This window comes from Yoonia sediminilitoris (assembly GCF_003058085.1).
Taxonomy (GTDB): domain Bacteria; phylum Pseudomonadota; class Alphaproteobacteria; order Rhodobacterales; family Rhodobacteraceae; genus Yoonia; species Yoonia sediminilitoris.
In genome coordinates this window covers 95,368-121,424 of record NZ_QBUD01000004.1, presented here as the reverse complement: position 1 = coordinate 121,424, position 26,057 = coordinate 95,368, and the positions used below count along the sequence as shown (strand labels likewise).

Annotated in this window: 28 protein-coding genes; 20 read left to right on the top strand and 8 right to left on the bottom strand. The window is 58.3% G+C overall.

Features of this window, described 5'->3' with window-relative positions:
• The first annotated feature begins 9 nt into the window (after positions 1-9).
• A complete protein-coding gene (gene rplT / locus C8N45_RS10440) occupies positions 10-369 on the top strand; it encodes a 50S ribosomal protein L20 (RefSeq protein ID WP_108386187.1) in 360 nt (119 codons plus the stop codon).
• Positions 370-603: 234 nt separating this feature from the next.
• The gene (locus C8N45_RS10435; protein ID WP_245882630.1) at positions 604-1,254 is read left to right on the top strand and encodes a lysozyme family protein; all 651 of its coding nucleotides are present in this window, start codon (positions 604-606) and stop codon (positions 1,252-1,254) included.
• Between the two features lie 62 nt (positions 1,255-1,316).
• Here C8N45_RS10435 and C8N45_RS10430 read toward each other — a convergent pair whose 3' ends face one another.
• Positions 1,317-2,390: a GGDEF domain-containing protein gene (locus C8N45_RS10430; RefSeq protein WP_108386185.1), complete on the bottom strand. Its 1,074-nt coding sequence runs from the start codon at positions 2,388-2,390 to the stop codon at positions 1,317-1,319.
• A gap of 162 nt (positions 2,391-2,552) precedes the next feature.
• Here C8N45_RS10430 and pheS point away from each other — a divergent pair, with 162 nt between their 5' ends.
• The 4 genes from pheS (at position 2,553) to pheT (ending at position 8,378) form a co-directional block, all read left to right on the top strand.
• Positions 2,553-3,626, top strand: coding sequence for a phenylalanine--tRNA ligase subunit alpha (pheS, locus tag C8N45_RS10425; protein WP_108386184.1), 1,074 nt, complete (start codon positions 2,553-2,555; stop codon positions 3,624-3,626).
• A gap of 320 nt (positions 3,627-3,946) precedes the next feature.
• A complete protein-coding gene (locus C8N45_RS10420) occupies positions 3,947-4,768 on the top strand; it encodes a rhodanese-like domain-containing protein (protein WP_168769449.1) in 822 nt (273 codons plus the stop codon).
• 298 nt (positions 4,769-5,066) lie between these two features.
• Complete coding sequence (locus C8N45_RS10415; protein ID WP_108386182.1) at positions 5,067-5,897, top strand: CE1 family esterase; 831 nt, start codon at positions 5,067-5,069, stop codon at positions 5,895-5,897.
• 84 nt (positions 5,898-5,981) lie between these two features.
• Complete coding sequence (gene pheT, locus C8N45_RS10410; RefSeq protein WP_108386181.1) at positions 5,982-8,378, top strand: phenylalanine--tRNA ligase subunit beta; 2,397 nt, start codon at positions 5,982-5,984, stop codon at positions 8,376-8,378.
• 54 nt (positions 8,379-8,432) lie between these two features.
• Here pheT and C8N45_RS10405 read toward each other — a convergent pair whose 3' ends face one another.
• The 3 genes from C8N45_RS10405 to ald all read right to left on the bottom strand — a co-directional run bounded on the left by C8N45_RS10405 (position 8,433) and on the right by ald (position 10,953).
• Positions 8,433-8,885, bottom strand: a complete 453-nt coding sequence (locus tag C8N45_RS10405; protein ID WP_108386180.1) for a YtoQ family protein — start codon at positions 8,883-8,885, stop codon at positions 8,433-8,435.
• Between the two features lie 84 nt (positions 8,886-8,969).
• On the bottom strand, positions 8,970-9,668 hold the full coding sequence (locus C8N45_RS10400; protein WP_108386179.1) for a glutathione S-transferase family protein: 699 nt from the start codon (positions 9,666-9,668) through the stop codon (positions 8,970-8,972).
• Between the two features lie 166 nt (positions 9,669-9,834).
• Positions 9,835-10,953, bottom strand: a complete 1,119-nt coding sequence (gene ald, locus C8N45_RS10395) for an alanine dehydrogenase (protein WP_108386178.1) — start codon at positions 10,951-10,953, stop codon at positions 9,835-9,837.
• 136 nt (positions 10,954-11,089) lie between these two features.
• Here ald and C8N45_RS10390 point away from each other — a divergent pair, with 136 nt between their 5' ends.
• The 3 genes from C8N45_RS10390 (at position 11,090) to C8N45_RS10380 (ending at position 13,932) form a co-directional block, all read left to right on the top strand.
• On the top strand, positions 11,090-11,551 hold the full coding sequence (locus C8N45_RS10390) for an Lrp/AsnC family transcriptional regulator (RefSeq protein WP_108386177.1): 462 nt from the start codon (positions 11,090-11,092) through the stop codon (positions 11,549-11,551).
• A gap of 192 nt (positions 11,552-11,743) precedes the next feature.
• Positions 11,744-13,039 (top strand): matrixin family metalloprotease, encoded by a 1,296-nt coding sequence (locus C8N45_RS10385; protein ID WP_108386176.1) that lies wholly within the window; start codon positions 11,744-11,746, stop codon positions 13,037-13,039.
• Positions 13,036-13,932 carry a transferrin-binding protein-like solute binding protein gene (locus tag C8N45_RS10380; protein ID WP_108386175.1) on the top strand — a complete coding sequence of 299 codons (897 nt, stop codon included), beginning with the start codon at positions 13,036-13,038 and terminating at the stop codon, positions 13,930-13,932. Before C8N45_RS10385 ends, C8N45_RS10380 begins: the two co-directional genes overlap by 4 nt.
• Here C8N45_RS10380 and C8N45_RS10375 read toward each other — a convergent pair.
• The gene (locus C8N45_RS10375; protein ID WP_108386174.1) at positions 13,929-15,128 is read right to left on the bottom strand and encodes a Coenzyme F420 hydrogenase/dehydrogenase, beta subunit C-terminal domain; all 1,200 of its coding nucleotides are present in this window, start codon (positions 15,126-15,128) and stop codon (positions 13,929-13,931) included. The two genes, C8N45_RS10380 and C8N45_RS10375, sit on opposite strands and share 4 nt — an antisense overlap.
• A gap of 191 nt (positions 15,129-15,319) precedes the next feature.
• Between C8N45_RS10375 and C8N45_RS10370 the strand changes: the two genes are divergently transcribed.
• Positions 15,320-17,023, top strand: coding sequence for an acyl-CoA dehydrogenase (locus C8N45_RS10370; RefSeq protein ID WP_108386173.1), 1,704 nt, complete (start codon positions 15,320-15,322; stop codon positions 17,021-17,023).
• A gap of 87 nt (positions 17,024-17,110) precedes the next feature.
• Entirely contained in the window at positions 17,111-18,133 is a 1,023-nt protein-coding gene (locus C8N45_RS10365) for an MBL fold metallo-hydrolase (protein WP_108386172.1), read from the top strand.
• Here C8N45_RS10365 and C8N45_RS10360 read toward each other — a convergent pair.
• Positions 18,118-18,360, bottom strand: coding sequence for a DUF6356 family protein (locus tag C8N45_RS10360; protein ID WP_108386171.1), 243 nt, complete (start codon positions 18,358-18,360; stop codon positions 18,118-18,120). The genes C8N45_RS10365 and C8N45_RS10360 overlap by 16 nt on opposite strands.
• A gap of 105 nt (positions 18,361-18,465) precedes the next feature.
• Here C8N45_RS10360 and C8N45_RS10355 point away from each other — a divergent pair, with 105 nt between their 5' ends.
• The 4 genes from C8N45_RS10355 (at position 18,466) to C8N45_RS10340 (ending at position 20,220) form a co-directional block, all read left to right on the top strand.
• The gene (locus C8N45_RS10355; protein WP_108386362.1) at positions 18,466-18,927 is read left to right on the top strand and encodes an Lrp/AsnC family transcriptional regulator; all 462 of its coding nucleotides are present in this window, start codon (positions 18,466-18,468) and stop codon (positions 18,925-18,927) included.
• On the top strand, positions 18,924-19,403 hold the full coding sequence (locus C8N45_RS10350; protein WP_108386170.1) for a DUF6173 family protein: 480 nt from the start codon (positions 18,924-18,926) through the stop codon (positions 19,401-19,403). Before C8N45_RS10355 ends, C8N45_RS10350 begins: the two co-directional genes overlap by 4 nt.
• Positions 19,404-19,466: 63 nt before the next feature.
• Positions 19,467-19,601 (top strand): aa3-type cytochrome c oxidase subunit IV, encoded by a 135-nt coding sequence (locus C8N45_RS10345; protein WP_108386169.1) that lies wholly within the window; start codon positions 19,467-19,469, stop codon positions 19,599-19,601.
• 4 nt (positions 19,602-19,605) lie between these two features.
• A complete protein-coding gene (locus C8N45_RS10340; RefSeq protein ID WP_108386168.1) occupies positions 19,606-20,220 on the top strand; it encodes a hypothetical protein in 615 nt (204 codons plus the stop codon).
• On the opposite strand, the gene C8N45_RS10335 is transcribed toward C8N45_RS10340, so the two are convergent.
• Positions 20,204-20,539, bottom strand: coding sequence for a branched-chain amino acid transport AzlD family protein (locus C8N45_RS10335; RefSeq protein ID WP_108386167.1), 336 nt, complete (start codon positions 20,537-20,539; stop codon positions 20,204-20,206). The two genes, C8N45_RS10340 and C8N45_RS10335, sit on opposite strands and share 17 nt — an antisense overlap.
• A complete protein-coding gene (locus C8N45_RS10330; RefSeq protein ID WP_108386166.1) occupies positions 20,536-21,255 on the bottom strand; it encodes an AzlC family ABC transporter permease in 720 nt (239 codons plus the stop codon). The genes C8N45_RS10335 and C8N45_RS10330 overlap by 4 nt, the downstream gene beginning before the upstream one ends.
• Before the next feature lie 60 nt (positions 21,256-21,315).
• On the opposite strand from C8N45_RS10330, the gene C8N45_RS10325 reads away from it, so the two are divergent.
• From C8N45_RS10325 to C8N45_RS10305, 5 genes are read left to right on the top strand one after another with little or no spacing between them, the layout of a single operon-like run.
• On the top strand, positions 21,316-22,188 hold the full coding sequence (locus C8N45_RS10325; protein ID WP_108386165.1) for a formate dehydrogenase accessory sulfurtransferase FdhD: 873 nt from the start codon (positions 21,316-21,318) through the stop codon (positions 22,186-22,188).
• Positions 22,185-22,784, top strand: coding sequence for a molybdenum cofactor guanylyltransferase MobA (gene mobA, locus C8N45_RS10320; protein ID WP_108386164.1), 600 nt, complete (start codon positions 22,185-22,187; stop codon positions 22,782-22,784). Before C8N45_RS10325 ends, mobA begins: the two co-directional genes overlap by 4 nt.
• Positions 22,781-23,272: a molybdopterin-guanine dinucleotide biosynthesis protein B gene (gene mobB / locus C8N45_RS10315; RefSeq protein WP_108386163.1), complete on the top strand. Its 492-nt coding sequence runs from the start codon at positions 22,781-22,783 to the stop codon at positions 23,270-23,272. Before mobA ends, mobB begins: the two co-directional genes overlap by 4 nt.
• Positions 23,269-25,365 (top strand): molybdopterin-binding protein, encoded by a 2,097-nt coding sequence (locus C8N45_RS10310; protein ID WP_108386162.1) that lies wholly within the window; start codon positions 23,269-23,271, stop codon positions 25,363-25,365. Before mobB ends, C8N45_RS10310 begins: the two co-directional genes overlap by 4 nt.
• Positions 25,362-25,940 (top strand): GNAT family N-acetyltransferase, encoded by a 579-nt coding sequence (locus tag C8N45_RS10305; protein WP_108386161.1) that lies wholly within the window; start codon positions 25,362-25,364, stop codon positions 25,938-25,940. Before C8N45_RS10310 ends, C8N45_RS10305 begins: the two co-directional genes overlap by 4 nt.
• Positions 25,941-26,057 lie beyond the last annotated feature (117 nt).

The following is a 26,057-nucleotide window of genomic DNA, read 5'->3' as shown; positions in this document are numbered from 1 at the left end:
AATTGAGATATGCGCGTTAAAGGTGGAACCGTCACGCACCGTCGTCACAAAAAAGTACTCGACGCTGCCAAAGGATATTACGATCGCCGCTCCAAGACCTTCAAGGTCGCCAAGCAGGCTGTCGACAAAGCCAACCAATATGCAACCCGTGACCGTCACAATCGCAAGCGCAACTTCCGCGCCTTGTGGATTCAGCGAATCAACGCTGGCGTACGGACGGTTGACGAAAACCTGAACTATTCCAAGTTCATCAATGGTTTGAACCTCGCCGGGATCGAAGTTGACCGCAAGGTTCTTGCCGATCTGGCCGTGAACGAGCCCGACGCATTTGCCGCAATCGTGGGCAAGGCAAAGGCTGCGCTGGCTTAAGCGCTAAGCTGGTCAGATGAGAATGGATAGCGGGTCGCCATTGGCGGCCCCTTTTTCATTTCATGTGTCTGACAAGCTGAGAATTTTCGAACTCCCGTCAACATCGAAACCAAAACGCAATGAATTTGGGTCAAAATACCCCAGATTTTATCGGACAGGATGTCGATGCGTTGGATCTTTGCACTTTTGGTTTCTGTCTGGCCCGTTATTGGCTGGGCTGAGTCAGGATCTTTGATGGGAAGCAACGCCGCAGCACAAAGCCGCGGATCATTGTTTCAGCAGCCCGGGGCGAATCTTGCGCCGCGGCTGGATGCCAGCCTATTCTCCGGTCAATCAACGGGCAGTTTCTTTGCACCCGTATTGACGCGCGCATTGCCGACAGCGCAACGGTTTCGCCTGGGGGTGGATGGCAGTGCTGTTCAACGATTGCGCGCTGTCATCGGGCGTGCGGAATCACCGCGTGCCGGTTATGATGCAGTGCAACATGGTGCTCGGATCAAACCGGGGAAACGCCCCACGCAAATGACTATTGGCGAGATTTTTGACTGGATCGCCGGTACCCCCGGCCAGCCTCATGCCATTGGCCGCTACCAGTTCATCCCCGATACGTTACGACGGGTCGTCAGCCAGACCGGAACACAGCGCAACGCGCGCTTCACCCCCGCCTTGCAGGACAGGCTGGCAGACGTGCTGCTGGTCGATGCAGGCTTCCCCGCTTTCATGGCAGGGCAGTTGAGCCAAAGGCAATTCATGAATAACCTCGCTGCAATCTGGGCGGGATTGCCTGCCTCGGACGGGCGATCGAAATACCATGGGATTGCAGGTAACCGTGCCACTGTCACACTGGCTTACTTCAAATCTGAAATTGCCAAACTTGGGCCCTGATAATGCCCTGTCCGTCGGGCAGTTATCCGGCAAAAAGTTGGGTGATATGTGCGACCCCCTGCTTAAACCACCATAAACACGTCATTTCCGCAGGTTACAATTCTGTCGCGGCCCAATGCTTTGGCCTGGTAAAGCGCCTGGTCCGCGCGCAGCAGCACATCTTCATAGCAGGTATCGTCAGAGACCACGCACGACAGACCCACGCTGATTGTCAGGGGAAGTGCGAGCGCCCCAATTTGAAACGGATTCTGCCTGATGGCGGTATGCAGACGCCGTGCGCGGGCGATACCGTCTTTCAAATCCGATTTGCCGGACAGCGTGCAGAATTCTTCACCACCCAGGCGGATGATATGATCATCCACTCTGGAATTCGACATGAGACGTTTGACCATTGTGCGAAGGACGGTGTCACCGGCATCGTGTCCGTGGGTGTCATTGACCCTTTTGAACTTGTCCACGTCAATCGTCACCACGCAAAAAGGGGATCGGTGGTCTGTCCATGCTTCCCATAGTTTTTGTGCCTGTGCATCGAGGAAGCGGCGATTGTGGGCACCGGTAAGCGCGTCAGTCAGGACAAGGTCGTTCAGGTCGTCCATCTGGGAGATGATCCGCATGCGCGCGGCCAGACTTTGCGCCATTACCTGTATCAGTGCCAGTTGTGCAGGCGCGTCTTTGATCTGGCTTTTGAAGTTGGCGTTTAACGTGCCGAAACAGATATCGCCGCTGACAATGGGCGCAAGAATGGCCGCATGATAACCCATTTTCATGACCGCTTTTGCTTCAGCGATGTCGAGCTGTGTAATATCCGGGATGTGAAGCATCTCCTCGCGTTGACTGACGGCGCCGATGATTGTGTCATGAAGTGCATATCGCGCGCCCATTGGCATGCCTGCCTCACCATTCATGACAGTTACAACAAGCGAATTCGCGTCCTCTTTCAACGCAATCGAACAGCGATCCGCGCCCAGCAGCTTTTGCGCCCAGACTGAATAAACGCTGAGAAGACCATCCGTTGTGTCTGCATTGTTCAGGTCATTGAGAAAGGCGATGGGGACGCAAATATCCCCTGACTCCACCTCGCTTTGTGGGACTGTTGAAGTGGCAAAGACTTCATCAATTGACCTAATCACGCGCATAAAAAGAGCCTTCACATGAAAATGATAAGAACCGCTTAAGCTGTCCCGGTGCTGGCTGCGGTGAATTCTATAAAACAGGGGGACACATGGCGCAGCATGGCCCACCTTGCATGGGCCTTGCTGTCAGGGTAGCAGAGCACCAAAGTAAGGAGAGGCCCTGCCATGGATGATCTGAAGCAAAAATATCTGGACCTGATCGCCAATGCCGCCGACGAGGCTGCGATTGAGGACTTGCGCGTGCAGGCCGTGGGCAAAAAGGGCGAAATCAGCCTGAGAATGCGCGAACTGGGCAAAATGACGCCAGAAGAGCGCCAGATCGCCGGGCCTGCGCTGAATGCGCTCAAGGATGAGATCAACAGCGCCCTGGCAGCCAAGAAAATGGCTTTGGCGGATGCGGCATTGGATGAACGGTTGCGCACAGAGTGGCTTGACGTGACATTGCCCGCCCGTGCGCGCCCCCACGGGACCATTCACCCCATCAGCCAAGTGACCGAAGAAGTCACTGCGATCTTTGCCGATATGGGCTTTCGGGTTGCCGAGGGTCCACAGATTGAAAGTGACTGGTACAACTTTGATGCGCTCAACATTCCCGGTCATCATCCGGCCCGCGCCGAGATGGATACGTTCTATATCCACCGAGGCGAAGGTGATAACCGCCCGCCGCATGTCTTGCGTACCCACACCAGCCCGGTCCAGATTCGCAGCATGGAGACAACCGGTGCCCCGACCCGCATCATCTGTCCCGGTCGTGTCTATCGTGCGGACTATGACCAGACCCATACGCCAATGTTCCATCAGGTCGAAGGGCTGGCCATCGACAAGGATATCTCGATGGCGAATCTCAAGTGGGTATTGGAAGAATTCGTGAAGTCCTATTTCGAAGTCGACAATGTGGACATCCGCTTCCGCGCCTCTCATTTCCCGTTTACCGAACCATCAGCCGAGGTGGACATCCGCTGTTCGTGGGAAGGCGGTACCCTGAAGGTCGGTGAAGGCGATGACTGGCTCGAAATTTTGGGCAGTGGTATGGTCCACCCCAAGGTCTTGCAGGCGGCGGGCGTTGATCCGGACCAGTGGCAGGGATTTGCCTTCGGCATGGGAATCGACCGGATTGCGATGCTGAAATATGGCATTCCCGATCTGCGGGCATTCTTTGATTCCGATTTGCGGTGGCTGCGCCACTTCGGCTTTGGCGCTCTTGATCAACCGACCCTGCACGGTGGGCTAAGCAGATAGTGGCGCACGGCCGCCAGCGACCAAAACCAGCAGTGTAGAGCCGCAATCTGACCTGAAAGACTGCTGGTTTCCACGTCGTGATGCGCACTGCGGAGTGGCGCCACATGGCCATTGAGTGATACCTATGTCACGCAGCGTCGATTGTATGGTCCGACAGCTCCTCAAATTTGCCATTTGCGCACTCTACCCACCGGATTCATTGAACCGGAGGGTATTTCGGCAAGTTGTTTCGATTGCTGTGCGCGATAGCTTCTTATGAGTAATTTGATTGACGAGGCTTTGTTTTGGCCGCAATTCGATCATTCCTTTCTGCAATGCTGATGTCGGCCCTTTCCGGCGCCGCCGCATTTTCATGTGGCGCGACCCATACCGTCGTGTCCGGCGATAACCCGGACTTTATCCAGATTGGTCTGACCTTGGAAATACCGTGCAAAGAGACGTCAGCCAGCAACCCGATTGACTGGTCGGTCATGCCTGGTGCGAACTCACTGGATCTGATCAAGAGAACCGCGTCAGTGCAAATCCTTGATATCCTGAGCAAAAAGGCTGTCGCCAAAGGTGTGATCCCTGGCGCAATGTCGGTTCCCTATTCGGAATGGCGCGGCCGCAAGGCAAACCCCGGCCCGCCGCCGCCGCCCAACGTGCGTTCAGATATCATTGGGCAGGCCGGATTGCGGCTTGATGAACCTGTTATCATTGTCCATTCGCGGTCCAACATGATGGACAGTGGCCGTGCCGCGGTCATCTATTGCTCGCTGAAGTCGTCTGGTGCCGAAAAGCTGGCGATCTTGAATGGTGGTCACAAGGCATGGGTGGATGCGGGGCTGCCGGTCGCTGACACGCCTGCCGAGCAGCAGCCATATCTTGCGAATATCACTTTTTCCGATGAATGGCGCGCCGATGAACTTGATGTGTATGGCATCGCGACCGGGCAAATCGAATACCATCTTCTTGATGCTCGCCGCTACAGTTTCTTTCGGCGTCTCAATGATGCGGGCGCCGCACTTGCAACGACCTTGCTTGGGGCCACGAATGCACCGGTACAGCCGCTGCTTGCCACCCTGTCTGTTGATATCAACGTCGAAGCTGGCGTCAAAAGCGTGATTGTTCATTTGGGCCGCTATGAACCCGACTGGAAGTAGGGCACGACAGTCAGATTTTGTCGCACTGGCGAACTGTCCGCTTTGAACTGGTTTTATGCGTCCGAACTGGCGGGTCTTGAAGACTTGCGCGTTTACCCGGCATCAGTCAAAGAATGGAAAAGTCAGGGCGGGGTACTGGTTGAGGGTGCAGAGCAGCCGGACGCAGAATAAATCCTTTTGCCTCTGACCTGAGCCATGTCAACAATGCGAGGTCCGATGCCATCTGGGCGTTGCAATGCGTTTCCCGAAGAGCCGTGATTAAGGTTCTTTGCGAAACGCTTTAGGGAATGCCTTTGCCATGCTGTTTCGCTTTGTTCTGTTCTTGTTGCTTTCGATCGCCGGCAGCGTTAAATCACAAGCCACGAGCCCTGACTCTGTTCTGCCGGGCAACCCCTGTCATGGGCAGGTGCCCTGCACGCTTGACGGGCGCAGCTATCATGTGAAGGAACCGGATGGATGGGATGGCGTGTCGGCCTTGCCTGTCATGTTGCATTTTCACGGCTGGGGCAGAACTGGTGCGGTCCCTGTCTATCATGGCCGCATATCGGGTGCGACCCGCAGGCGCGGGGTGCTCTTGATTGCGCCAACCGGGGTCAATCGGACGTGGGATTTCTGGTCAGACCGCCATAGGGACGTGGCCTTTGCCACGAAAGCGCTAGAGGATGCAGCCCGGCGATACCCTATCGACACCAGCCGCATTTTTGTGTCCGGCTACTCTTTCGGGGCGGCCATGGCATGGCGCTACGCTTGTCAGAACGGCAATGATGTCGCTGCATTGCTGGCCGTGTCGGGAACGCTCAATCAACGCACGGATTGTCCGCAAGGCCCCAAAGAGGTGCGCCATGTGCATGGGCTATCCGACAACGTGATGGATTATCCGTTTGGGCCAGACGGTGACAGGCTCAATCCAGTGGCCCTATGGCGCGCACAGTTCGGATGCGGGGCGGAACATACACGCGATGTATGGTCGGTGACCCGCCGGGATACTTTCACCCGGCATGTCTGGACGCGCTGCGCAGCAGGCAAACGTGTGATCCTTGATGTGCATCCGCGCGGGCACTTCATCCCAAGGGGTTGGATCGGGCGGCAGTTGGACGAACTGCTGGGGCGGGCACCCGGCTATCCCTGATGGGCTTTGGCGCCGCGCCCTCTTTCCCCTCCGGCCCTTATCCGGTAAGCCCTCTGCAAACGTATTTACCGCAGGACGCACCCTATGAAATTCACGCTTTCATGGCTGAAACACCACTTGGAAACTGATGCAACTGTCGATCAGATCGCAGAGGCGTTGACCGATCTGGGACTTGAAGTGGAAGGGGTCGAAAATCCGGCTGCGAAGCTTGCTGAGTTTACCATCGGCAAGGTGATCAGCGCGCAAAAGCACCCCGATGCGGACAAGCTGAAGGTCTGTCAGGTTGAAACTGCTGACGGGCCGACGCAAATCATTTGCGGTGCGCCCAATGCGCGTGAAGGCATCACCGTGGTGATCGCTTCCCCCGGCACCTATGTCCCCGGCATCGACACGACGATTGGCGTGGGCAAGATCCGGGGTATCGAATCTTACGGCATGATGTGTTCCGAACGCGAAATGGAAATGTCAGACGAACATGACGGCATCATCGAACTGCCGTCGGGCGAAGTCGGAGAAAGCTTTACCGACTGGCTGGCCGCCAACAAACCCGACATGGTTGATCCGGTCATCGAAATCGCCATCACGCCGAACCGGCCGGATGCGCTTGGTGTGCGCGGTGTGGCGCGCGACCTTGCAGCCCGTGGCCTTGGCACACTGAAAGAGGTCAAGGTCACGCCGGTGCCCGCAAGCTTTGCGGCTGATATTGCAGTCACGATTGATGACGACACGCTGGACGGCTGCCCGGTCTTTTGCGGGCGTGTGATCCGTGGTGTCAAGAACGGCCCCAGCCCGGCGTGGCTGCAAGCCCAGTTGCGCGCCATCGGTCTGCGCCCGATCAGCTTTCTCGTCGATGTGACCAACTGGTTTACATACGATCTGAATCGGCCTTTGCATGTCTTTGACATGGACAAGGTCAAAGGCAACCTGCGCGTGCATCGCGCTGCGGGTGGTGAAACGCTCGTTGCGCTGGATGACAAGGAATACACCCTGCAACAGGGCCAGATGGTCATTTCTGACGACACAGGCCCCGAAAGCATTGCGGGCATTATGGGTGGCAGCACAACCGGCTGTTCAGATGAGACCGTGAATGTCTTTGTGGAAAGCGCCTATTGGGACCCGGTCCAGATTGCCTATACGGGCCGCGCGCTGAAGATCAATTCCGATGCCCGCTATCGGTTTGAGCGCGGTGTTGACCCGGCCTTCACGCCCGAAGGTCTGGAACATGCAGTGCGCATGATCGTCGATCATGCTGGCGGCGAAGCGTCCGCGCCTATTCAGGCCGGTTCCGTGCCCGATACTTCGCGCGCTTACAAGCTGGATACGGACCGTGTTGTCAGCCTTGTCGGTATGGAGATTGCCGCTGACACGCAGCAGGCCACGCTGAAGGCACTCGGCTTCACGCTGGATGGTGACATGGCGCACGTACCCTCTTGGCGGCCTGACGTACAGGGTCCCGCTGATCTGGTGGAAGAGGTCGCGCGGATTGCATCGCTGACCAAATTGCAGGGCAAGCCATTGCCGCGCATGGATCCGGGGGTGCCAAAGCCGATCCTGACTCCTGCACAGCGTCGTCAACAGGCCGCCCGCCGGACAGCAGCAGCGTTGGGCTACAATGAATGTGTGACCTACAGTTTCGTTGATGAAGCAGCAGCAAAGCTGTTTGGCGGTGGCGATGACGCGACCATGCTGGAAAATCCGATCAGTTCTGAAATGTCGCACATGCGTCCCAACCTGTTGCCCGGTCTTTTGCGGGCAGCGGCCCGTAATCAGGCGCGTGGTTTCATGGATATGGCCCTGTTTGAAGTCGGCGCAGGCTTTGATGGCGGCGAACCCGGTGAACAGCAAAATCTGGTCACAGGCATTTTGATCGGCCGTACCGGCCCAAAAGACGTGCACGGCACATCGCGCCCGGTCGATGTCTATGACGCAAAAGCCGATGCAGAGGCGATATTGGCCGCGATCAACGCGCCAGCGAAGGTGCAAATCCTGCGTGGTGCCGACGCATGGTGGCACCCCGGACGGCACGGCAAAATCTGTCTAGGCCCCAAGAAAGTGCTGGGTATCTTTGGAGAATTGCACCCCAAGGTTCTGCGCGAAATGGACATCAAAGGTCCCGCCGTCGGGTTCATGATCTGGCCGGACGAAGTGCCGGTGCCCAAGAACAAGACAGCAACCCGCGCAGCCCTTGCCGCAAATGATTTGCAAGCAGTTGAACGAGACTTTGCCTTTGTCGTCGATGCGCAGGTTGATGCGCTCACGCTCGTGAACGCCGCCGCCGCCGCCGACAAGGCGTTGATCACTGACGTGCGTGTCTTTGATGAATTCATCGGCGGCAATCTGGGCGAGGGCAAAAAGTCGCTCGCCGTGACTGTCAGCCTGCAACCGACTGAAAAGACGTTGAAAGATGCTGATATTGAAGCCGTAAGCGCCAAGATCGTAGAGAAAGTGACCAAGGCCACTGGCGCGGTATTGCGCGGCTAGGGCTTGAAAACAGGCCCAGAGCAACCTCTGGGCCTGCGGATCAAACTTGTCAGATCAGGGCAGGGTGCCGCGCTGCACATATGTCAGGATATCGACCACCTGCGCGGGCGTCTTGGTCACGGCCAGCGCTGCGGCGTCTACCTCTTTGAGTGGGTGCTGGTGTTCGTCTTGATGCATCACGATCAGCGATTTACCCAAAGCGGCGGCCATACCCGCATCAAAGGCAGCATTCCACTGTTTGTATTTCTCACCAAAGCGCACAACGACAATATCGGCCATTTCAATCCCGTGGCGAGTGCGGATCGCGTTCAGCCTTGCGCCCTTGTTGTCATGCCAGAACTTGTCCGGTTCTGCCCCCATGATGGCGACGCCGCAATCGTCGGATGCAGCGTGGTCAGTCACAGGCGATGAAAACACGACATCCAGACCTGCGGCCTGACTGCCTTTGATGATTTCGTCGCGCCAGTCCGTATGGATTTCACCCGACAGGTATACACTCAGGGTCATGATTATTTCCTCATTCTATATTCGCGGCCCACTATCTCAGAGAGATCAAGCCAATGCAAAATCTCTATCACCAGATTCCTGACCCTAGACCGGACGCGGCGGGATGTTCTTGGCCTTGTCGACGGCGGGGCGGGCAAAAAACCGTTCAACATATGCGGGGACGTTTTTCAGGTCATGATAGCCCACAACATCTTTGGTGCCGTAGAATTCCAGCGCATTGATCCATGGGGCAATGGCCATGTCGGCGATGGAATAGTCATCAGTAATCCAGTCGCGCCCTTCCAGTTGCTTGTCGACAACAGCCAGCAAACGGATGGCTTCGTCGCGGTATTTTTCGCGGGGGCGCGCGTCTTTGATCTGTGATCCGGCGAATTTATAGAAGAAACCCATCTGTCCGAACATCGGGCCAATACCGCCCATCTGGAACATCAGCCACTGGGAAATCCGGGCCTTGTCAGCGGCACTGCTGCCGATGAACTTCCCCGTTTTTTCCGCCAGATACAGTAGGATTGCCCCGCTTTCAAAAATCCCGATTGGCCCATCAGGCCCATTGGGGTCGATAATGGCGGGGATCTTGTTGTTGGGGTTCAGCGACAGAAAGGCGTCACTTTTCACATCGCTGTCTGACAAAGTCACCAGATGCGGTTCATATGGCAGGCCCATTTCCTCAAGGGCGATTGACGCCTTCACGCCATTGGGGGTCGGAAAGGAATAAAGCTGAATGACCGACGGGTCTTTGGCGGGCCATCGTTGAGTGATCGGGTAGGCGGACAGATCAAGCATTTGGTCGGCTTCCTTGGGTTAGGACAGATGACCTCAAGGTAGGGGGAAAATTGGTTAATGAAACCCGTGTTACTGTGTGGTTTTTGCAGGTAACCCTGTGCGCAGCTGCGGATATGGGCCAGAAAGCCCGCTGACGCGCGGGCTTTTTGGCCTTTTTAAGTAATGCCTATGATCTGAGCGCCAGCGTGGGCGACAGCACATCAATGCCAAGCGCTTTGCCCACTGCATAATAGGTCAGTTGCCCCGCATGTACGTTGAGCCCAGCCAGCAGATGCGGGTCGTCTTCGCAGGCCTGCCGCCAGCCTTTGTCGGCAAGCGACAGCATAAACGGCATTGTCGCATTGCCCAAAGCAATTGTGGAGGTCCGTGCAACGGCCCCCGGCATATTGGCAACGCAATAGTGCATGATCCCGTCCACGTCATAGATCGGATCCTGATGGGTCGTCGCTTTTGAGGTTTCAAAACAACCACCCTGATCAATGGCCACATCAACAAGAGCGGCCCCCGGTTTCAGCTCCGCCAGCTGCGCCCGAGAGATCAGCTTGGGCGCCGCAGCACCGGGAATGAGCACCGCACCGACGATCAAATCCGCCTCTCGGGCAAGGTCCATCGTGTTGCCCGCACTGGCATAGGAAGTCTTGAATTGCCTGCCGAATACATCGTCCAGATAGCGCAGGCGCGGCAGTGAACGGTCCAGCACGGTGACATCTGCACCCATGCCCGCTGCGATCCGGGCGGCATGGGTCCCGACAACCCCGCCGCCGATAACAACCACGCGGGCCGGGCCGACACCGGGAACGCCACCCATCAGCACACCCCGCCCGCCGTTTGCCTTTTGCAGCGTCCAAGCACCGACCTGCGGCGCAAGTTTGCCCGCCACTTCAGACATGGGCGCCAGCAGCGGCAGCCCGCCGCGGTCGTCTGTGACCGTCTCATAGGCGATGCAGGTGGCACCCGATTCCATCAGGTCCCTGGTTTGGGCCGGATCCGGCGCAAGATGCAGATAAGTGAACAGAATCTGTCCTTCACGCAGCATTTTGCGTTCGACGGGCTGCGGTTCCTTTACCTTGACGATCATGTCTGCTGCGTCAAAGACGTCAGCAGCGGTGCCGGCAATTTCGGCCCCAGCGTCCTTGTAGTCTGCGTCGGGAAAACCCGCGCCCGCACCCGCGTTCGTTTCCACTGTCACTTTGTGACCATGTGCGACCGCCTCGCGTGCGGCGTTGGGTGTCAGGCCCACGCGAAACTCTTGCGGTTTGATTTCTTTCGGGCAACCGATGTGCATAGTGTCTTCCTCCCTCATGCAGGGCAATGATGCTTGAGAACGCATGCAAATTCTCGGGATGATTGATTGTCTGTTAGCGTTATCTGCGGTAGAAATACGTGCTTGTTATTCGTTTCTTCGAAGGATTACGCGCCAATTGGAACTTGATAGCATTGATCGCCGAATCCTTGCGGTTCTGCAAAAGACCGGACGTATATCGAACGCGGAACTGTCCGAGGTCGCAAACCTGTCCGCCTCTGCCTGCCACCGACGTGTGCAACGGCTTGAGAAAGACGGCTATATCCGGGACTATGTCGCCTTGTTGGACATCCGCAAGATGGGATTGCCGACGACCGTCTTTGTCGAAATCACGCTGAGTGGCCAGGCGAACGAGGTGCTTGATGCGTTTGAAAGGGCTGTGGCCCGTATCCCCGACGTGCTTGAATGTCATTTGATGGCCGGGACGGCGGATTATCTGCTAAAGGTTGTTGCCCGCGATACCGATGATTTCGCGCGCATCCATCGCCGTTACCTTGCGACCTTGCCGGGGGTTGCCCAAATGCAGTCATCGTTTGCATTGCGCACCGTGCGGCAGACGACCGCTTTGCCCGTATCCTAACGCTTAACCAGCGGATAAGCCCGCATTTGAGCGTTATTCTGCCGACTTTTGGCCCGCTCGGCATCAACGTGCCGAAATCCCTCTGTGGTTCTGGTTCTTGCCTTATTTTCGTCAGTGTCTCTGGTGAAAGGTTAATCAAGTGTTAACGAATGGCATGGGCGTCGTGTGACCGCGCCCAAGCGGAGCGACTGCATGACCTACGAACTGTCCACAGGGACCTTTGAAGACGACCCGAACCTCTATTTCCTGAAATGGGGCGAGGACGTACTGGAGCGCCCCAGTGGTGAAATCACATGGTCAATGAACCTTGATGATCTGAGACATGATTCCCGCTTTAGCCGGACGAATTTCGAATTCGCTGTGCAAGCGGCGTTCAGCGCGTGGCAATCGGTGACGAACCTGTCGTTCCGTATGGTGGAGTATGACCCCAACAGCAGCGCCGACATTGATATCGAGACAGATAATGCATCGCAGGTTCCAAACCTGTCGGGGTCCACGGTTGGCTTGGCCAGCTATCGTTACAGGTCTGGCGCTGATCGCGACAATGATGTGGCCGAGATTTTTAGCGCGACGATCTATATGGACTCTGACAACACATGGGTGCCGGACGATGAAGGCGGGCTGAGCTTTTTTGCAGTTGTCTTGCATGAAATCGGGCATGCGCTGGGGCTCGACCATGTGACCGACAATACCGAGATCATGAATGCTACAGTCTATGCGACCGAACTGGGCGATGGCGACATCGCAGGGATCCAAGCGCTTTACGGCGTAAGGGAATCGACCGTTCCTGATGCGCCCACAGATGGCGATGACATGATCGATTACAGCAGCTATTTGACCGGGCAGACGATTGATGCAGCCGCAGGCAACGACGTAGTACAGGGCAGCCAGGCGGCAGACCGGATCAACGGTGGCGGCGGCAATGACATCATATCGGGCAACAGCGGGGCGGATTACATCGTAGATACCTTGGGGGTGAATGCCCTTTATGGGAACGTCGGCAATGACGTCATCGTTGGCGGCGCTGGCCCTTTGACCGCCAACGGCGGCGGGAGCAATGACATCCTGTTGGGTGGCATCGGCAATGACCGGCTGGATGGTGGTTCAGGAAACGACACGCTGCGCGGCGACCCCGCCAACAGTTTCTTTGCCGGGCGCGATGTGCTGATTGCAGGCGCAGGCACTGATTATCTGGAAGGCGGCGGCGGCGCTGATATTTTCCTGTTCCGCACCGATGATGGGACCAACGTGATCGGGGAACTCGCGATTGATGCCGGCAATCCGGCCAGCACACGCGCCGTGGGCGTCGATTTCCAAAGCGGGATTGACCAGATCGACCTCATTGATTTTGGCTACAGCCGCGCAAGCGACGTTTTTGCCAATATCAATGACACAGGCGGTCGCGCGGTTTTTGCCGACCAAGGCACGACAATTGTATTTCACGGCCTGCTGGAAAGCGGCCTGACGACGGATGACTTTCTGATATGACCAAAACGGACAGAACGGGCCCTTGGCCGCTTGCGATATGCGCTGCCATTTTGCTGAGCGCCTGTGGCGGTGGCGGCGGTAGCGGCGAAGTGCAGGCCCCTGCGGCTGACATTTCTGGCGAAAGCGCGTCAATCCCGCCAGAGGCGGTGGACGGCGTGCAGGGCAGTGCGGTGGTATTTGCCAATACGACAAGCGGACAACTGTCGTCTTTGCGCTATGTGTCCGTGTCGACCGAACTAACCGGATTGGACCAGAACACTGGCGCGCTTGACCACGATGCAGGCCGTATCACCGGCGGGCTTTTCGCCGGGGCGATCAATCAGGGCCGGACCTTGGTTGATCTTGATGAAGGTGGCACCGCGACACTGCAAAACCTGTCAAACACGGATTATGTCCGGGTGTTCCAATTGCAGGGGTCTGACTTTGACCAGTTCGGCACAGGGGTTGTGGGTGTCCAGACGGCCCCCACATCATCGGCACTTGCAACGGGAATTGGGACAGGCTCGTCCATTTACAATGGCGACGTGCGGCTACAGGCGACCGATACGACAGACACCTATGCCGTCAGCGGAGCGGCCGAGGTGAACGTCTCTTTTGAGAACAGCAACGCGAACATCAGCTTTACCGGTCTGACAGGTCGGGGAAATGCGGACCCCGCAACAATTGACGCGGGCACGCTCACCATATCTGGCGCCAATTTGAACGGGGCGGCCTTTGTCGGCGGGCGTGCGACGGGAACAGGCAGCCTGTTCTCGGGCTTGAATGACGACACGGAATCATCTGGCACAAGGGGCGAGTTTTTTGGCCCCGATGCGGATGAGGTCGGCGGGACCGTCGCCATTGATACCAACAGTCTTGAGGTTGTTGGTGTCTATACTGCGAAAAGCCCCTAGCGTTTTTCACCCTCGTCCGGGGTCAGCCCATAGGGTTCGGCAAGGTTCCAGACATGGGCGGGGATCATGTTTTTCATCTTGGCGGGTTCTTCGCGGCGCAGATGCAGGACCGTCTCGGCCGCTTTCATTTCCACCCGTGCGCGAGCGAATTCCAACCCGCGTGGCCCGATCCGCGGCATCAGCCAGCCCATGATGCCGCGCAGCCAGTCAGGCATCCGGCGCAGTGGCAGCCCCCCTGCCGCAAGGCGCGTGTTTTCGACGAACCCTTTGACAGACCCCGCCCGTTTGCCACGTGATCCGGGGGCGGTCAGCATCACTTCGTCCCCCAGCGCATCAAGCATCGCCTGCCCGCGTGCGTTACGAACGATCAGCCATTGGTCGCCCTCACCGGCCATATACCCCACGGTGATATCGGCCAGCCGGTTGGTGTAATCCACGCAGGTCTTGCAAGTCAGCGGAAAGAAGTCGGGCGGCAGATCACTGATAGGCAGCTTGAGAAACGGGATCAGCCGCTGGCTACCGTCTTCAAAGCGCAACTCCACATGATAATCCGCCCGGAATTCCATGTAGATCACCGTTTCTGGCCTATCGGTCAGGCGGGCCAGAAAGCCGTGAAAATTCTCGGTCGTGGTGTTGTCGGAACATGGGGTACCGATCACATAAATGCGCTCAAAACCCAATTTGGCCTCAAGCGCGCGCAAGGCGTAAATCTGACAGGGGATGCCGATCACGGCGATACGTTTGTGCCCTGCATCACGCGCGGGCTCCAACAGGGCAAGCAGCGGGGCATAGCCCATGCGCATGCCCCGCGCCTCTGCCATGTCAGTGGGGTCGGTGATGATTGCAGGGCGGGGTCGCCACTTGTCGTCTGCATCAGGGACCATCGTCAGCACCGCATCAACCGTGCCCGATTGCAGCAATTGTTCGGCCAGCCTTGTTGTCAGGCCTGTCCATTGCGCGCCGGGGCGGGCCGGGGTCAGGGCGGCACGGTACATCGCGGCGTTGACACCAAAGAAGGCTTCGTCGCCCGACGTGGCAGCGGCGCGGCCATGCGCCTTTTGCTCAAGGCGGGGGTAGTCTGGTTTGATGAACTGGCAGGCCTGACCGCAGGCACTTGGGTCAGACATCCGCGACACCCCGCAATCGGTGCAAAGGGCGCGTGGGGCGGGTTCTGCGAAATGCGGTGTGGCTGTCATGCGGCCAGCGTAGCGCCGCAAGCGCCAGTGTCCAGCAAACTGCGCGGACGGGGGCTTTGGGCCCTAACCATCTTTGTCACAGATCGTGACGTGGCGTTTTGGTTGAAGGGGCGGAAGGCAAGTTTATCGTAGCGTCAAGTGGCTGTGTCGGCGGAACGCCCTTTGGCACGGAACAAAGCGGAGGTAATACCATGGCATATCGTGCACCAGTCAATGAATTCCGGTTCCTGATGGAGCATGTCGTCGGTTTCGATAAGGTCGCGGCAACGGACCGCTTTACCGATGCAACGGCCGATATGGTTGATGCCATCCTGACCGAAGCGGCCAAGATGTGTGACGAAGTGATCGCGCCAATCAACCGCGACGGCGACTTGCATCCTGCGCGTCTGGAAAATGGTGTTGTTCGTACCCCGCCTGGATTTGGTGCCGCCTATCAAGCCATCGCAGAGGGCGGCTGGATCGGCATGTCAGCATCGGTCGAAAATGGTGGGATGGGGCTGCCCATGACCATGACCACCGCCGTGAATGACATGATGTCCGGCGCCTGTCTTGCTTTGCAACTCAACCCGTTGATGAGTCAGGGCCAGATCGAGGCACTGGAGCATCACGGGTCCGATTTCATCAAAGAGACCTATCTACCCAAGCTGATTTCGGGCGAATGGAACGGCACAATGAACCTGACCGAACCGCAGGCCGGGTCGGATGTAGGGGCCTTGCGCACCAAAGCCGAACCAAACGGTGACGGTAGCTATGCGATTTCGGGTCAAAAGATATATATCACCTGGGCTGATAATGATTTCACAGCGAACACGTGCCATCTGGTGCTGGCGCGGTTGCCCGACGGGGTGCCCGGCACCAAGGGCATCAGCCTGTTTATGGTGCCCAAGCTGATTCCCGATGCCGATGGCAAACCCGCAGAGCGCAACAGCCTGCGCATCGTCAGTCTGGAGCATAAAATGGGCCTGCACGGGTCGCCCACAGCCGTCATGGAATATGATTGTGCAAAGGGCTGGCTCGTTGGTGCCGAACACGGCGGCATGGCGGCCATGTTCACCATGATGAACAACGCCCGACTGGGTGTGGGCACGCAGGGCATCGGCATTGCCGAAGGTGCGCTGCAACATGCGCTGGCCTATGCCATGGACCGCAAGCAGGGCCGTGCACCGGGCACGGGCACCATCGTAGAACATGCCGATGTGCGCCGGATGCTGGCAACGATGAAGTCCGAAGTCTTTGCCGCACGCGCCATCGCTTTGATGAACGCAGTTGCGATTGATATGTCAACGGCGACAGGTGACAAAGCGTGGACGGCGCGTGCAGCATTCCTGACGCCGATCTGCAAGGCATTCGGTACAGACATTGGCGTTGAACTGGCTGCCACAGGCATACAGGTTTTTGGCGGCATGGGCTTTATCGAGGAAACCGGTGCCGCTCAGTATGCCCGTGATGTGCGCGTGTCGACGATCTACGAAGGCACCAACGGCATTCAGGCGATGGACCTTGTTGCGCGCAAACTGATGGATGGGGGCGAAGCCGCCTTTGCCTTGCTTGATGAAATCGAGCAGGGGGCCGAAAACGCAAAAGCCACCCATCCCGAATTGGCCGAAGCCGTCTGGCAAGCGGCAGAGACGTTGCGCGAAACTACCGAATGGCTGGTCAGTCAGGATGATCTGACCAACCGTTTTGCAGGGGCTGTGCCCTTTCTGCGCGCCTTTGCACGGGTGTTGGGTGGCCACGCCCACCTGTCGGCCGCGATCAATGGCGATGTCGCGCGGCTGAAGCTTGCGACCTTCTACATCATGCGGGTGCTGCCCGAACATGTAGGCCTGCTTGCCCACGCCCGCGAAGGGGGCGATGATCTGATGGCCATCACAGCGGAAGAACTTGCGGGATAGCGAAACGCTGTACCTTCGGGTCGCAAACGGGCACGCGGCAATGCTGCGGGCATTGCCCCCGCCGGTGCGGCCACGTAAGGAACGCGGATGATCAAATACCCTTGGGAAACCCCGCCCGCCGCAGGCGACGCGATCGAAGTTGCACCGGGTGTGCTGTGGATGCGCCTGCCACTGCCGATGGCACTGGACCATGTGAACGTCTATGCGCTGGACGACGGCGACAGCTGGACTGTGATTGACACCGGCTTTGCGTCAAAGCGTGGCCGCGAGCTATGGCAGACGTTGCTGGATGGGCCGCTGGCGGGAAAACCCGTGTCGCGCGTTGTCGTGACCCATCACCATCCTGATCACGTCGGCCTTGCTGGCTGGTTCATGGCGCAAGGGGCAACACTGGCCATGTCCCAGACAAGCTGGCTGATGTCGCGGATGCTGACATTGGATGTGCAGGAAAGCTACCCGCCTGAGACGTTGACCTTCTATCAGCGGGCCGGGATGTCGCCCGATGTTTTCGCGAAACGGCAAAGTGACAGACCCTTCAACTTTTCCGACTGTGTCGATCCATTGCCGCTGGGATACCTGCGGCTGGTCGAGGGGCAGACAATCGCGATGGGCGGCCGCACGTGGGATATTCGCATGGGCAACGGCCACGCCCCTGAACATGCCACATTCTGGAGCCGTGATGACAATCTGGTCATTGGCGGCGATCAGCTGTTGCCGTCGATCAGCCCGAATCTGGGCGTTTACCCGACAGAACCAGAGGCCGATCCGGTCACTGGGTGGATCGAGGCCTGCGAACGGTTCCAGCCCTTTGCGGATGAAAATCAATTGGTTCTTGGCGGTCACAAACTGCCCTTCACCGGTCTGCCGGACCGGCTGCGCCAGATGATCGAAAACCACCACAGTGCGCTGGACCGCCTCTTGGTGTTCCTGTCAAAGCCAAAAACCGCCGGCGACTGCTTTCCGGCGCTGTTCAAACGCCAGATTGGCGAGGGCGAATATGGTCTGGCGCTGGTCGAATCCGTGGCCCATGTCAACCATTTGCATCAGGCGGGCAAGGTCAGCCGGACCCTGAACACAGATGGCGCGTGGGAGTATCAATCGCTTTCGTGACGGGCGGCGATCCTGCCGTGCAGGCGCGTTAGAATACGGCTCGCGGTGGTTTCACATGCTGCCGGGATCAGTGCGTGTATCAGTGCTGCCAAGGCAGCGAGGCCCAGCCAAAAGGCAAAGCTGAAGGCAAAGCGCATGTGTTCGAAATAGGTCTCATCAACTGACGCGGGGTGCGCCAGAAACAGGGCTGCGAACGGGTTTGGGATGGTTGAACGGCTGTTGGACATTTGTGAACTCTTTCATTTGGTTTGATGCAGTCTAACCAGTGCAGGGTTAGAAATGATCCCAAAGATGATTGCGGAATAATGCAATATTGGGATAAAATCCTGCACATGGACCATATCATAGACGAAAAAGACCGCGCTATATTGGCGCTTCTGCAAAATGATGCCGCGCAATCGGTGGATGACATCAGTGATCAGGTTGCCCTGTCGCGCAATGCCTGTTGGCGGCGGATCAAGATGCTTGAGCAGGCGGGTGTCATCAAAGGGCGGGTCGCCCTGCTGGACCCCAAAAAGGTCGGTGCCCCGCTGACAGCGATCGTTCTCATCCGCACAAATGCACACGATGATGCGTGGCGGGCGGCTTTTCAGTCTACGCTCGGGACCATGCCGGAAGTGGTCGGGGCCTACCGCATGACCGGCGATCTGGATTATGTGCTGCGTGTCCGATTGGCCGATGTGCCCGCCTATGATGCTTTTTACAAACGGCTGACTGCGCGGATTTCGGTCTCGGATATCTCGGCCAGTTTCGTTATGGAGGAGATCAAGGAAACAACGGCGGTGCCCCTATGACCAAAGATCAGATGACGATTGATACCTCGGCGGAGCATTGGGAAAATGACGCCCTGCCCAAAATGCGGGAAATCCACACCGACCCCGACGTGCCCGGCGTGTCAGCGGATGACCTTCCCAAGGCGCTGGGCGAACCGGTCAAACAGAAAAGCCCGGCGCAATGGGCCTACGAGCGAATCATCATGTATATCCAGAACTTCGAAAAGCAGCTGGATAATGATCACGAGGTCGGGATGGGGCTGGCCGGGGGCAATGCCGGTGTGATCCGTATCGAAGGATTGGGCTACTACGACCCTGATATAGTGACATATTATGGCGTCAATGAAGCAGGGGCGAAGACCCAGCTGATCCAGCATGTCAGCCAACTTAATGTGACCTTGATCGCGAGCCCCAAACATATCGACCAGCCAGAGCCCAAGCGGATCGGGTTTCGGCTGGCCGAAGGGCTGGAGCGCGATGAAAATGTGACCAACTGACCGGGTGACAGGCTGGTTTTTATCGGTTATGCGATGCGTAACACGTTTTGAGAAGGATCTGACATGGCTGAACACAAGCACGGTGAAATGGACATAAGCGTTCAGGAAAAGACGTTTGCTACCTTTATGTCCATGGTCACGAAAGGCACGATTTTCTGCATCGTCCTTTTGATCTTTATTGCATTGGTCAACGGCTAGGTCCTTGCTGCGACGGCAATTTCTGATCGGCGCGCCGCTGGCCCTGTCAGCCTGCGCAACACAGGAAGTGTGGGCACCTGACAATGTGGTGTCAAAGGCGGTCTATCGCGGGACAGGGCCGAAGTCTCTGACGCTTTATACCATGTTGAATGTCGGCTCTGACAACGGGGCCCATTCCGCGCTGTTGATCGATGCCAGCCAGCGGGTCATGTTCGATCCCGCCGGTTCTTGGGAACAATCCCGTATGCCCGAACGCAACGATGTGCTGTTTGGCGTGACGCCTGAGCTTGAGCAATATTACGTCAGCTTTCATGCCCGCGTGACCTACTATGTGGTCGGCCACAAAATTGAAGTCAGCCCCGATGTGGCCGAACAGGCGTTCAAGAAGGCGTTGCAAGTCGGTCCGGTGGCACAGGCCAACTGCACCCGCTTCACCTCGCGGCTTTTGCGGTCGTTGCCGGGGTTCGCGGATCTGCCCCAAACATGGTTCCCTGACAAGCTGAACACGGCCTTTGGGCAATTGCCCGGCGTCGAAACCCGCGTCTATCGCGAAAATGACGCTGACGACAAAAGCATCGCAGCGCGTGAAATTGCGGCGGCGCTCAGAACAGAGCCGTAAGCGCCAAACCGGCGTACAGCGTCGCGGCACCGCCAATCATGCTCCATAGGACGTTCTTGCTCCAAATCCCGATGGCAAGTGTTGCCGCTGCGGCAACCAGCCGGACGGGGTCGGGGTCGCCATCGGTGGCGGCGGGCCAAAGCACCAGCGGGGCGACCATGCCCGGCAGCACAGCCACAGGCGTAAAGCGCAACAGCCGCAAGACAATCGGCGGCATCGGGCGATCGCCAATCAGTCCCAGAAACGAAAAGCGGATCAGGAATGTTCCGACCGCAAGGGCTGCGATGATCCCCCAGATTTGGACTGTGCTGTAGGTCATTTGCGTTGCTCCAGCCATGTCTCAACCAGCGTGCCTGTGACCATCGCCGCCCCCGCTGCAATCAGCAGACCCATGCCAGATGGCAGGTTGATCAGCAATAAGGCGACAACAACCGAAACGGCGGCAGCGGCCAAGTGGGCAAGGGACTTCAGCATCGGGGCAACCATCGCCAGAAAAGTGATCGGCAAGATGAAATCCAGCGCCCATGCATCAGGGATAGACGCCCCCGCAAAAATGCCCACCAGCGTCATACTGTACCAAAGCGGCACGATGGGTGTGGCGACCCCCATAAAATACATCACCCGCTCGGGCACTGTCATCTCGGGGCTGTTTTCGTAACGGGTGATACTGGTCAGATAGGTCTGGTCGAAGTTCAGGTAAGACACCAAAGCCCGCTGCCACATTGGTGCGGCCCCCAGATAGGGCACCAACGACGCCGAATACATCGCCATGCGCAGGTTCACGGCCAATGCAGCCAGCAGGACCAAGGGCAAGGCCGCATTCTCCACCATCATTTGCAACGCAGCAAACTGCGCCGCACCTGCGATGACCAGAACGGTAAAGCTCATGGCCTGTGCCAGCGACAGACCCGCGTCAGTGGCGACCACCCCGAACAGCACGGAAAAAGGCACGACTACAAACATAAAGGGTGTGCCGTCACGCACCCCGGCAAGATATGCGTTCCGGGCTTTCGTTTTCGTGGTGGAAGTCGTCATGACATTGGCCTAGTTTGGCTGCGTTGCGCTAGGCTTAACTGCGCGATTGAGGAATGACAATTGGCGCGGCTTGACGATCTATCCGACTATTTGATTGCACCTGATCCGGGAGCCTCCCGGCTGACACGCGGGGTCACGGGCACTGACCAGAACGGGCAGCCTGTTGACCTGAATGTGGTTGAGGAACGTCCCCTGACGATTTTCCTCAATCGGCAGGAAATCGTGACAGCGATGACCATCGGGGACTATCCTGAATATCTGGCGCTGGGGTTCCTGCGCAATCAGGGCATGTTGCGTGATGGTGAACCGATCACCGGCGTCGACTATGACGAAGAGCTTGAAACTGTGGTCGTTCGCACAGAAGCGACCACGACGTTCGAGGATAAGCTGAAGAAAAAGACCCGCACCAGCGGTTGCGCCGTGGGAACGGTTTTTGGCGATATGATGGAAGGACTCGAGGGGCTGACGCTGCCGGACAATCAGGTACGCACCTCTGACCTTTATGCGCTGGCTGCCCACATCAACCGGACCCCGTCTCTCTATCTTGAGGCCGGTGCAATCCATGGCACAGTCCTGTGCCAAGGGCCGCGCCCGCTGGTCTATATGGAGGATGTCGGCCGCCATAACGCGGTTGACAAGATTGCAGGCTGGATGCTGTCCGAAGGGGTCAGCGCGGCGGACAAGACCCTTTATACGACGGGCCGGCTGACGTCTGAAATGGTCATCAAGACCGCCCTGATGGGCATTCCTGTGTTGGCGTCGCGTTCCGGTTTCACCGCATGGGGTGTGGAAATTGCGCAGCAGGTCGGTCTGACGCTGATCGGGCGCATGAAGGGGCAACGTTTTGTCTGCCTTGCTGGTGAACACCGCCTGATTCGTGACGCGGACCCTGCGAAAGTCGCAGATGAACCGCGTAGGATGGGGCGGAAATGATGGACCTGTCGCAAGCGCCGCTGGGTGTCATCCTTGCGGGCGGGCAAGCCACGCGCATGGGTGGCGGCGACAAGGGGCTTTTGCCCTTGGGTGCGGGTACGATCCTGTCGCATGTGATCGCCCGGCTTGAACCACAAGTCGAAGGGCTTGCGCTGAATGCCAATGGCGACCCTTCCCGATTTGCCGATCTGGACATGCCTGTGGTGCCCGACAGCATCGATGGTTTTGCCGGGCCATTGTCCGGCGTGTTGGCGGGCCTTGACTGGGCCGCGACTCAAGGGGCGAGCCACATTGTGACCGCTGCGGCCGACACACCGTTTTTCCCCTGTGATCTGGTGCCGCAACTGGTGCGGGCCGCCGACAAGAAAGGCGCGCAGATGGCGTTGGCCGCAACACCCGGCGGGCGGCATCCGACCTTTGGGCTGTGGCCCGTGGCCCTGCGCGATGACTTGCGTGCGGCCTTGCAGGATGGCTTGCGTAAGGTGGTGCTTTGGACCGACAAGCACGGGGCTGCCACGGCGGAATTTCCCGATGATGCGGCCTTTTTCAACGTCAACACACCGGATGACCTGACCAAGGCAAAGGCGATGTTATGAAGATCTATGGCGTCGTCGGTTACAAGAATGCAGGCAAAACTGGCCTGATGGAACGGCTGGTCGCCGAAATTACAGGGCGGGGTTTCACGGTATCCACGCTCAAACATGCACACCACCGGGTCGATGTGGACCAGCCGGGTAAGGACAGCTTTCGCCACCGACAGGCGGGGGCCAGTCAGGTGATCCTGTCGTCTGGTACGCGCTGGGCGATGATGACCGAATTGCGCGACGCGACCGAGCCGACGCTGGCGGAACTGATAGACCGTCTTGACCCGGTCGATCTGGTGCTGATCGAAGGGTACAAGCGCGACAGTCACGCCAAGGTCGAGGCGCACCGCGCTGTGACCGGCAATCCGCTTATTGCAGAAAACGACCCAACCATCCGCGCTGTCGCAAGCGACACGGCCCTCGACCTTGATCGCCCGGTTTTCGATCTTGATGATACTGCTGCTGTGGCAGACTTTATCCTTGCAGAGGTTGGCCTATGAAATTCGACACGGTCCTGATGGTGGATTGGTCGGGCGGCAATGACCGTGGCCCAACCCCCAAAAAGGATTCGATCTTTGCTGGCGTTGCCCGCAATGGCATCGCTCAGGAACCTGTCTATCTGCGCAACCGTCAGGTGGCGGAAGGCTGGATCACAGAGTTCCTGCGCACCGAACAGGCCGCCGGGCGCAAGGTTCTGGCAGGGTTTGACTTTGCCTTTGGCTACCCAATGGGATTTGGCGAGGTTCTGACCGGTTCTGATGACCCTTTTGCTGTTTGGGACTGGTTTGAGGCCAAGATCGAGGACAGCCCGAAATCAAACAATCGCTTTGATGTGGCAGGCGAAATCAACGCGCTGTTTCCCGGCGTGGGGCCGTTCTGGGGCAATGCGCTCAAGCGTGATGTCAAGCGTTTGCCGCGTAAGGGGAGCACGCGCGAAGGCCACGGCCTGCCGGAAAAACGCGCCGCAGAAGAGGCCGCCAAAGGGGCCTTTCCAGTCTGGCAGTTGTCCGGCGCGGGGGCGGTCGGGTCGCAGACCATCATGGGCCTGCCTGTCTTGTCGCGCTTGCGAAAGACATGCGGGGCATCCGTCTGGCCGTTCGAGCCGTTGACGGCGGATGTGGCGCTGGTCGAAGTCTGGCCGTCGCTAATCGGCAAGGTCGTGGCCGCCACCCAACCTGATGACCGGGTCAGGGATGCCCATCAGGTGTATACGCTGGCGCGCGCGGTGTCGGCGATGCCACCGGACGAGCTTGAAACTTTGCTGGATGTGCCCGCCACGCCGGAAGGGTCTATTCTGGGGCTTGGTCACGAAAAGCTGCTGATGAAGGCGGCTGTTGCCCCTGTTCAGGCACCGCCGCTGCGCAACGATTGTTTCGCCCTGCCGCCCGGTGTCACTTGGACACCGGTGCCAAAGGCGCTGGCCCATCTGCGCGATAACCTGTCGCCTGTCACCGGGTCAGAAACGGTGCCCCTGCACGATGGCGCGGGACGGATCCTGTCGCAGGATGTCACCGCCTTGCGTGCGCATCCGCCTGCACCCAATTCGGCTGTCGATGGCTATGGTTTTGCGGGGCCCGCCGAAGCGGGTGAACATGTCATGACCCTGCTTGAAGGACGCTCTGCCGCAGGCCATCCCTATGACGGGACCGTGCCCGCGGGACATGCGCTGCGGGTGTTGACCGGGGCGGTATTGCCGCAGGGCGTTGATACGGTCGTCCTGCAAGAGGACGTGAATGTTACGGACAAATGCATCGCTTTTCGGGGACCGATCCGGCTTGGGGCCAACGCCCGGAAGGCCGGAGAGGACATGGCGGCAGATCAGGTTATCCTGCGTGCAGGCCGCCTGTTGACACCCGCCGATCTTGCCACTGCAGCGGCGGCAGGGGTGGGTGAACTGCCCGTGCGGACAAGGTTGCGTGTCGGTATTCTGTCGACGGGTGATGAACTGCTGGCCCCCGGTAGCAAAGCAACCGAAGGCCAGATTTTTGATGCAAACCGCCCGATGTTGTGCGCTATCGCGGCGGCGTGGGGGTACAAGGTTGTCGATCTGGGCCGCGCGCCGGATGACCGTGGGCAATTACGCGGCATTCTGGACCGCGCGTCAGCATCGTGTGACGTGATCATCAGTTCCGGGGGCGCCTCTGCCGGGGACGAAGACCACATGTCGTCACTGCTAAAAAACGCAGGTTCGTTGGCCATGTGGCGCGTTGCGATGAAACCGGGGCGTCCCTTGGCAATGGGGCTTTGGGGCAAGACCCCGGTTTTGGGATTGCCGGGCAACCCGGTTGCGGCGATGATATGCGCCTTGATCTTTGCGCGTCCTGCATTGCAGGTGCTTGCTGGCGGGACCTGGAGCGAACCTGAAGGCTACATGGGCAGGGCCACCTTTCGCAAATCCAAGAAAGCAGGCAGGCGCGAGTATTTGCGCGCCCGGATCAGCAATGGCCGCGTTGCCATCTTTCCATCAGAAGGATCCGGACGGGTGTCGGGGCTCAGCTGGGCCACTGGTCTGGTTGAACTTGACGACTCTGCCCGCGAAATCCGCCCCGGCGACAGCGTGCGTTTTGTGCCATTTGGCAGCTTTGGGTTATGAAAGTCAGTACCGGTATTCCCGATGCCAGCCGGGCGGAAGCCGTCGCGCTTTATTGGCAGGCCTTTGGTGAAAAGCTGGGGTTTGTCCTGGGCCCAAAATACAAGGCGGTGCAATTCATCGGGGTTGTTATGCGCAGCGACCACGGTATTTGCGCCCATGACGCGCAGGGCCGATTGCTTGGGGTTGCCGGGTTCAAGACCGAGAACGGCGCACTGGTGGGCGGCACATTCCCCGACATGCGAAGGGTCTATGGATGGACCAGCGCAGCATTGCGGGGCTTGCTGATCGCAGCGCTCGAAAGGGATGTGGAAAACAAGCGTTTCCTGATGGACGGGCTTTTCGTTGCCGCTGATGCGCGAGGCAAGGGGGTTGGCACTGCCTTGCTGCAAGAGCTTTATGCAGAGGCCCGTCGGCGCGGTTACACGCAAGTGCGGTTGGATGTGGTCGACACAAACAAGCGCGCCCGCGCGCTTTATGAGCAGGAAGGTTTCGAAGCTATCGGAACCCGGAAACTAGGCATTTTGCGCTATATTTTCCGCTTTAACGCAGCGACAACCATGGTCCGCGACGTCTGAAACCGCTTGATGCAGGCAGTCTTGGTGCCGCAGCAGATTCCCGTCTGGTACCGCCGTCAGTTTTGTTTCGACTTGCGATGCAAGCCGACAGGCCGGGGGCTTTGCCCCCGGACCCCC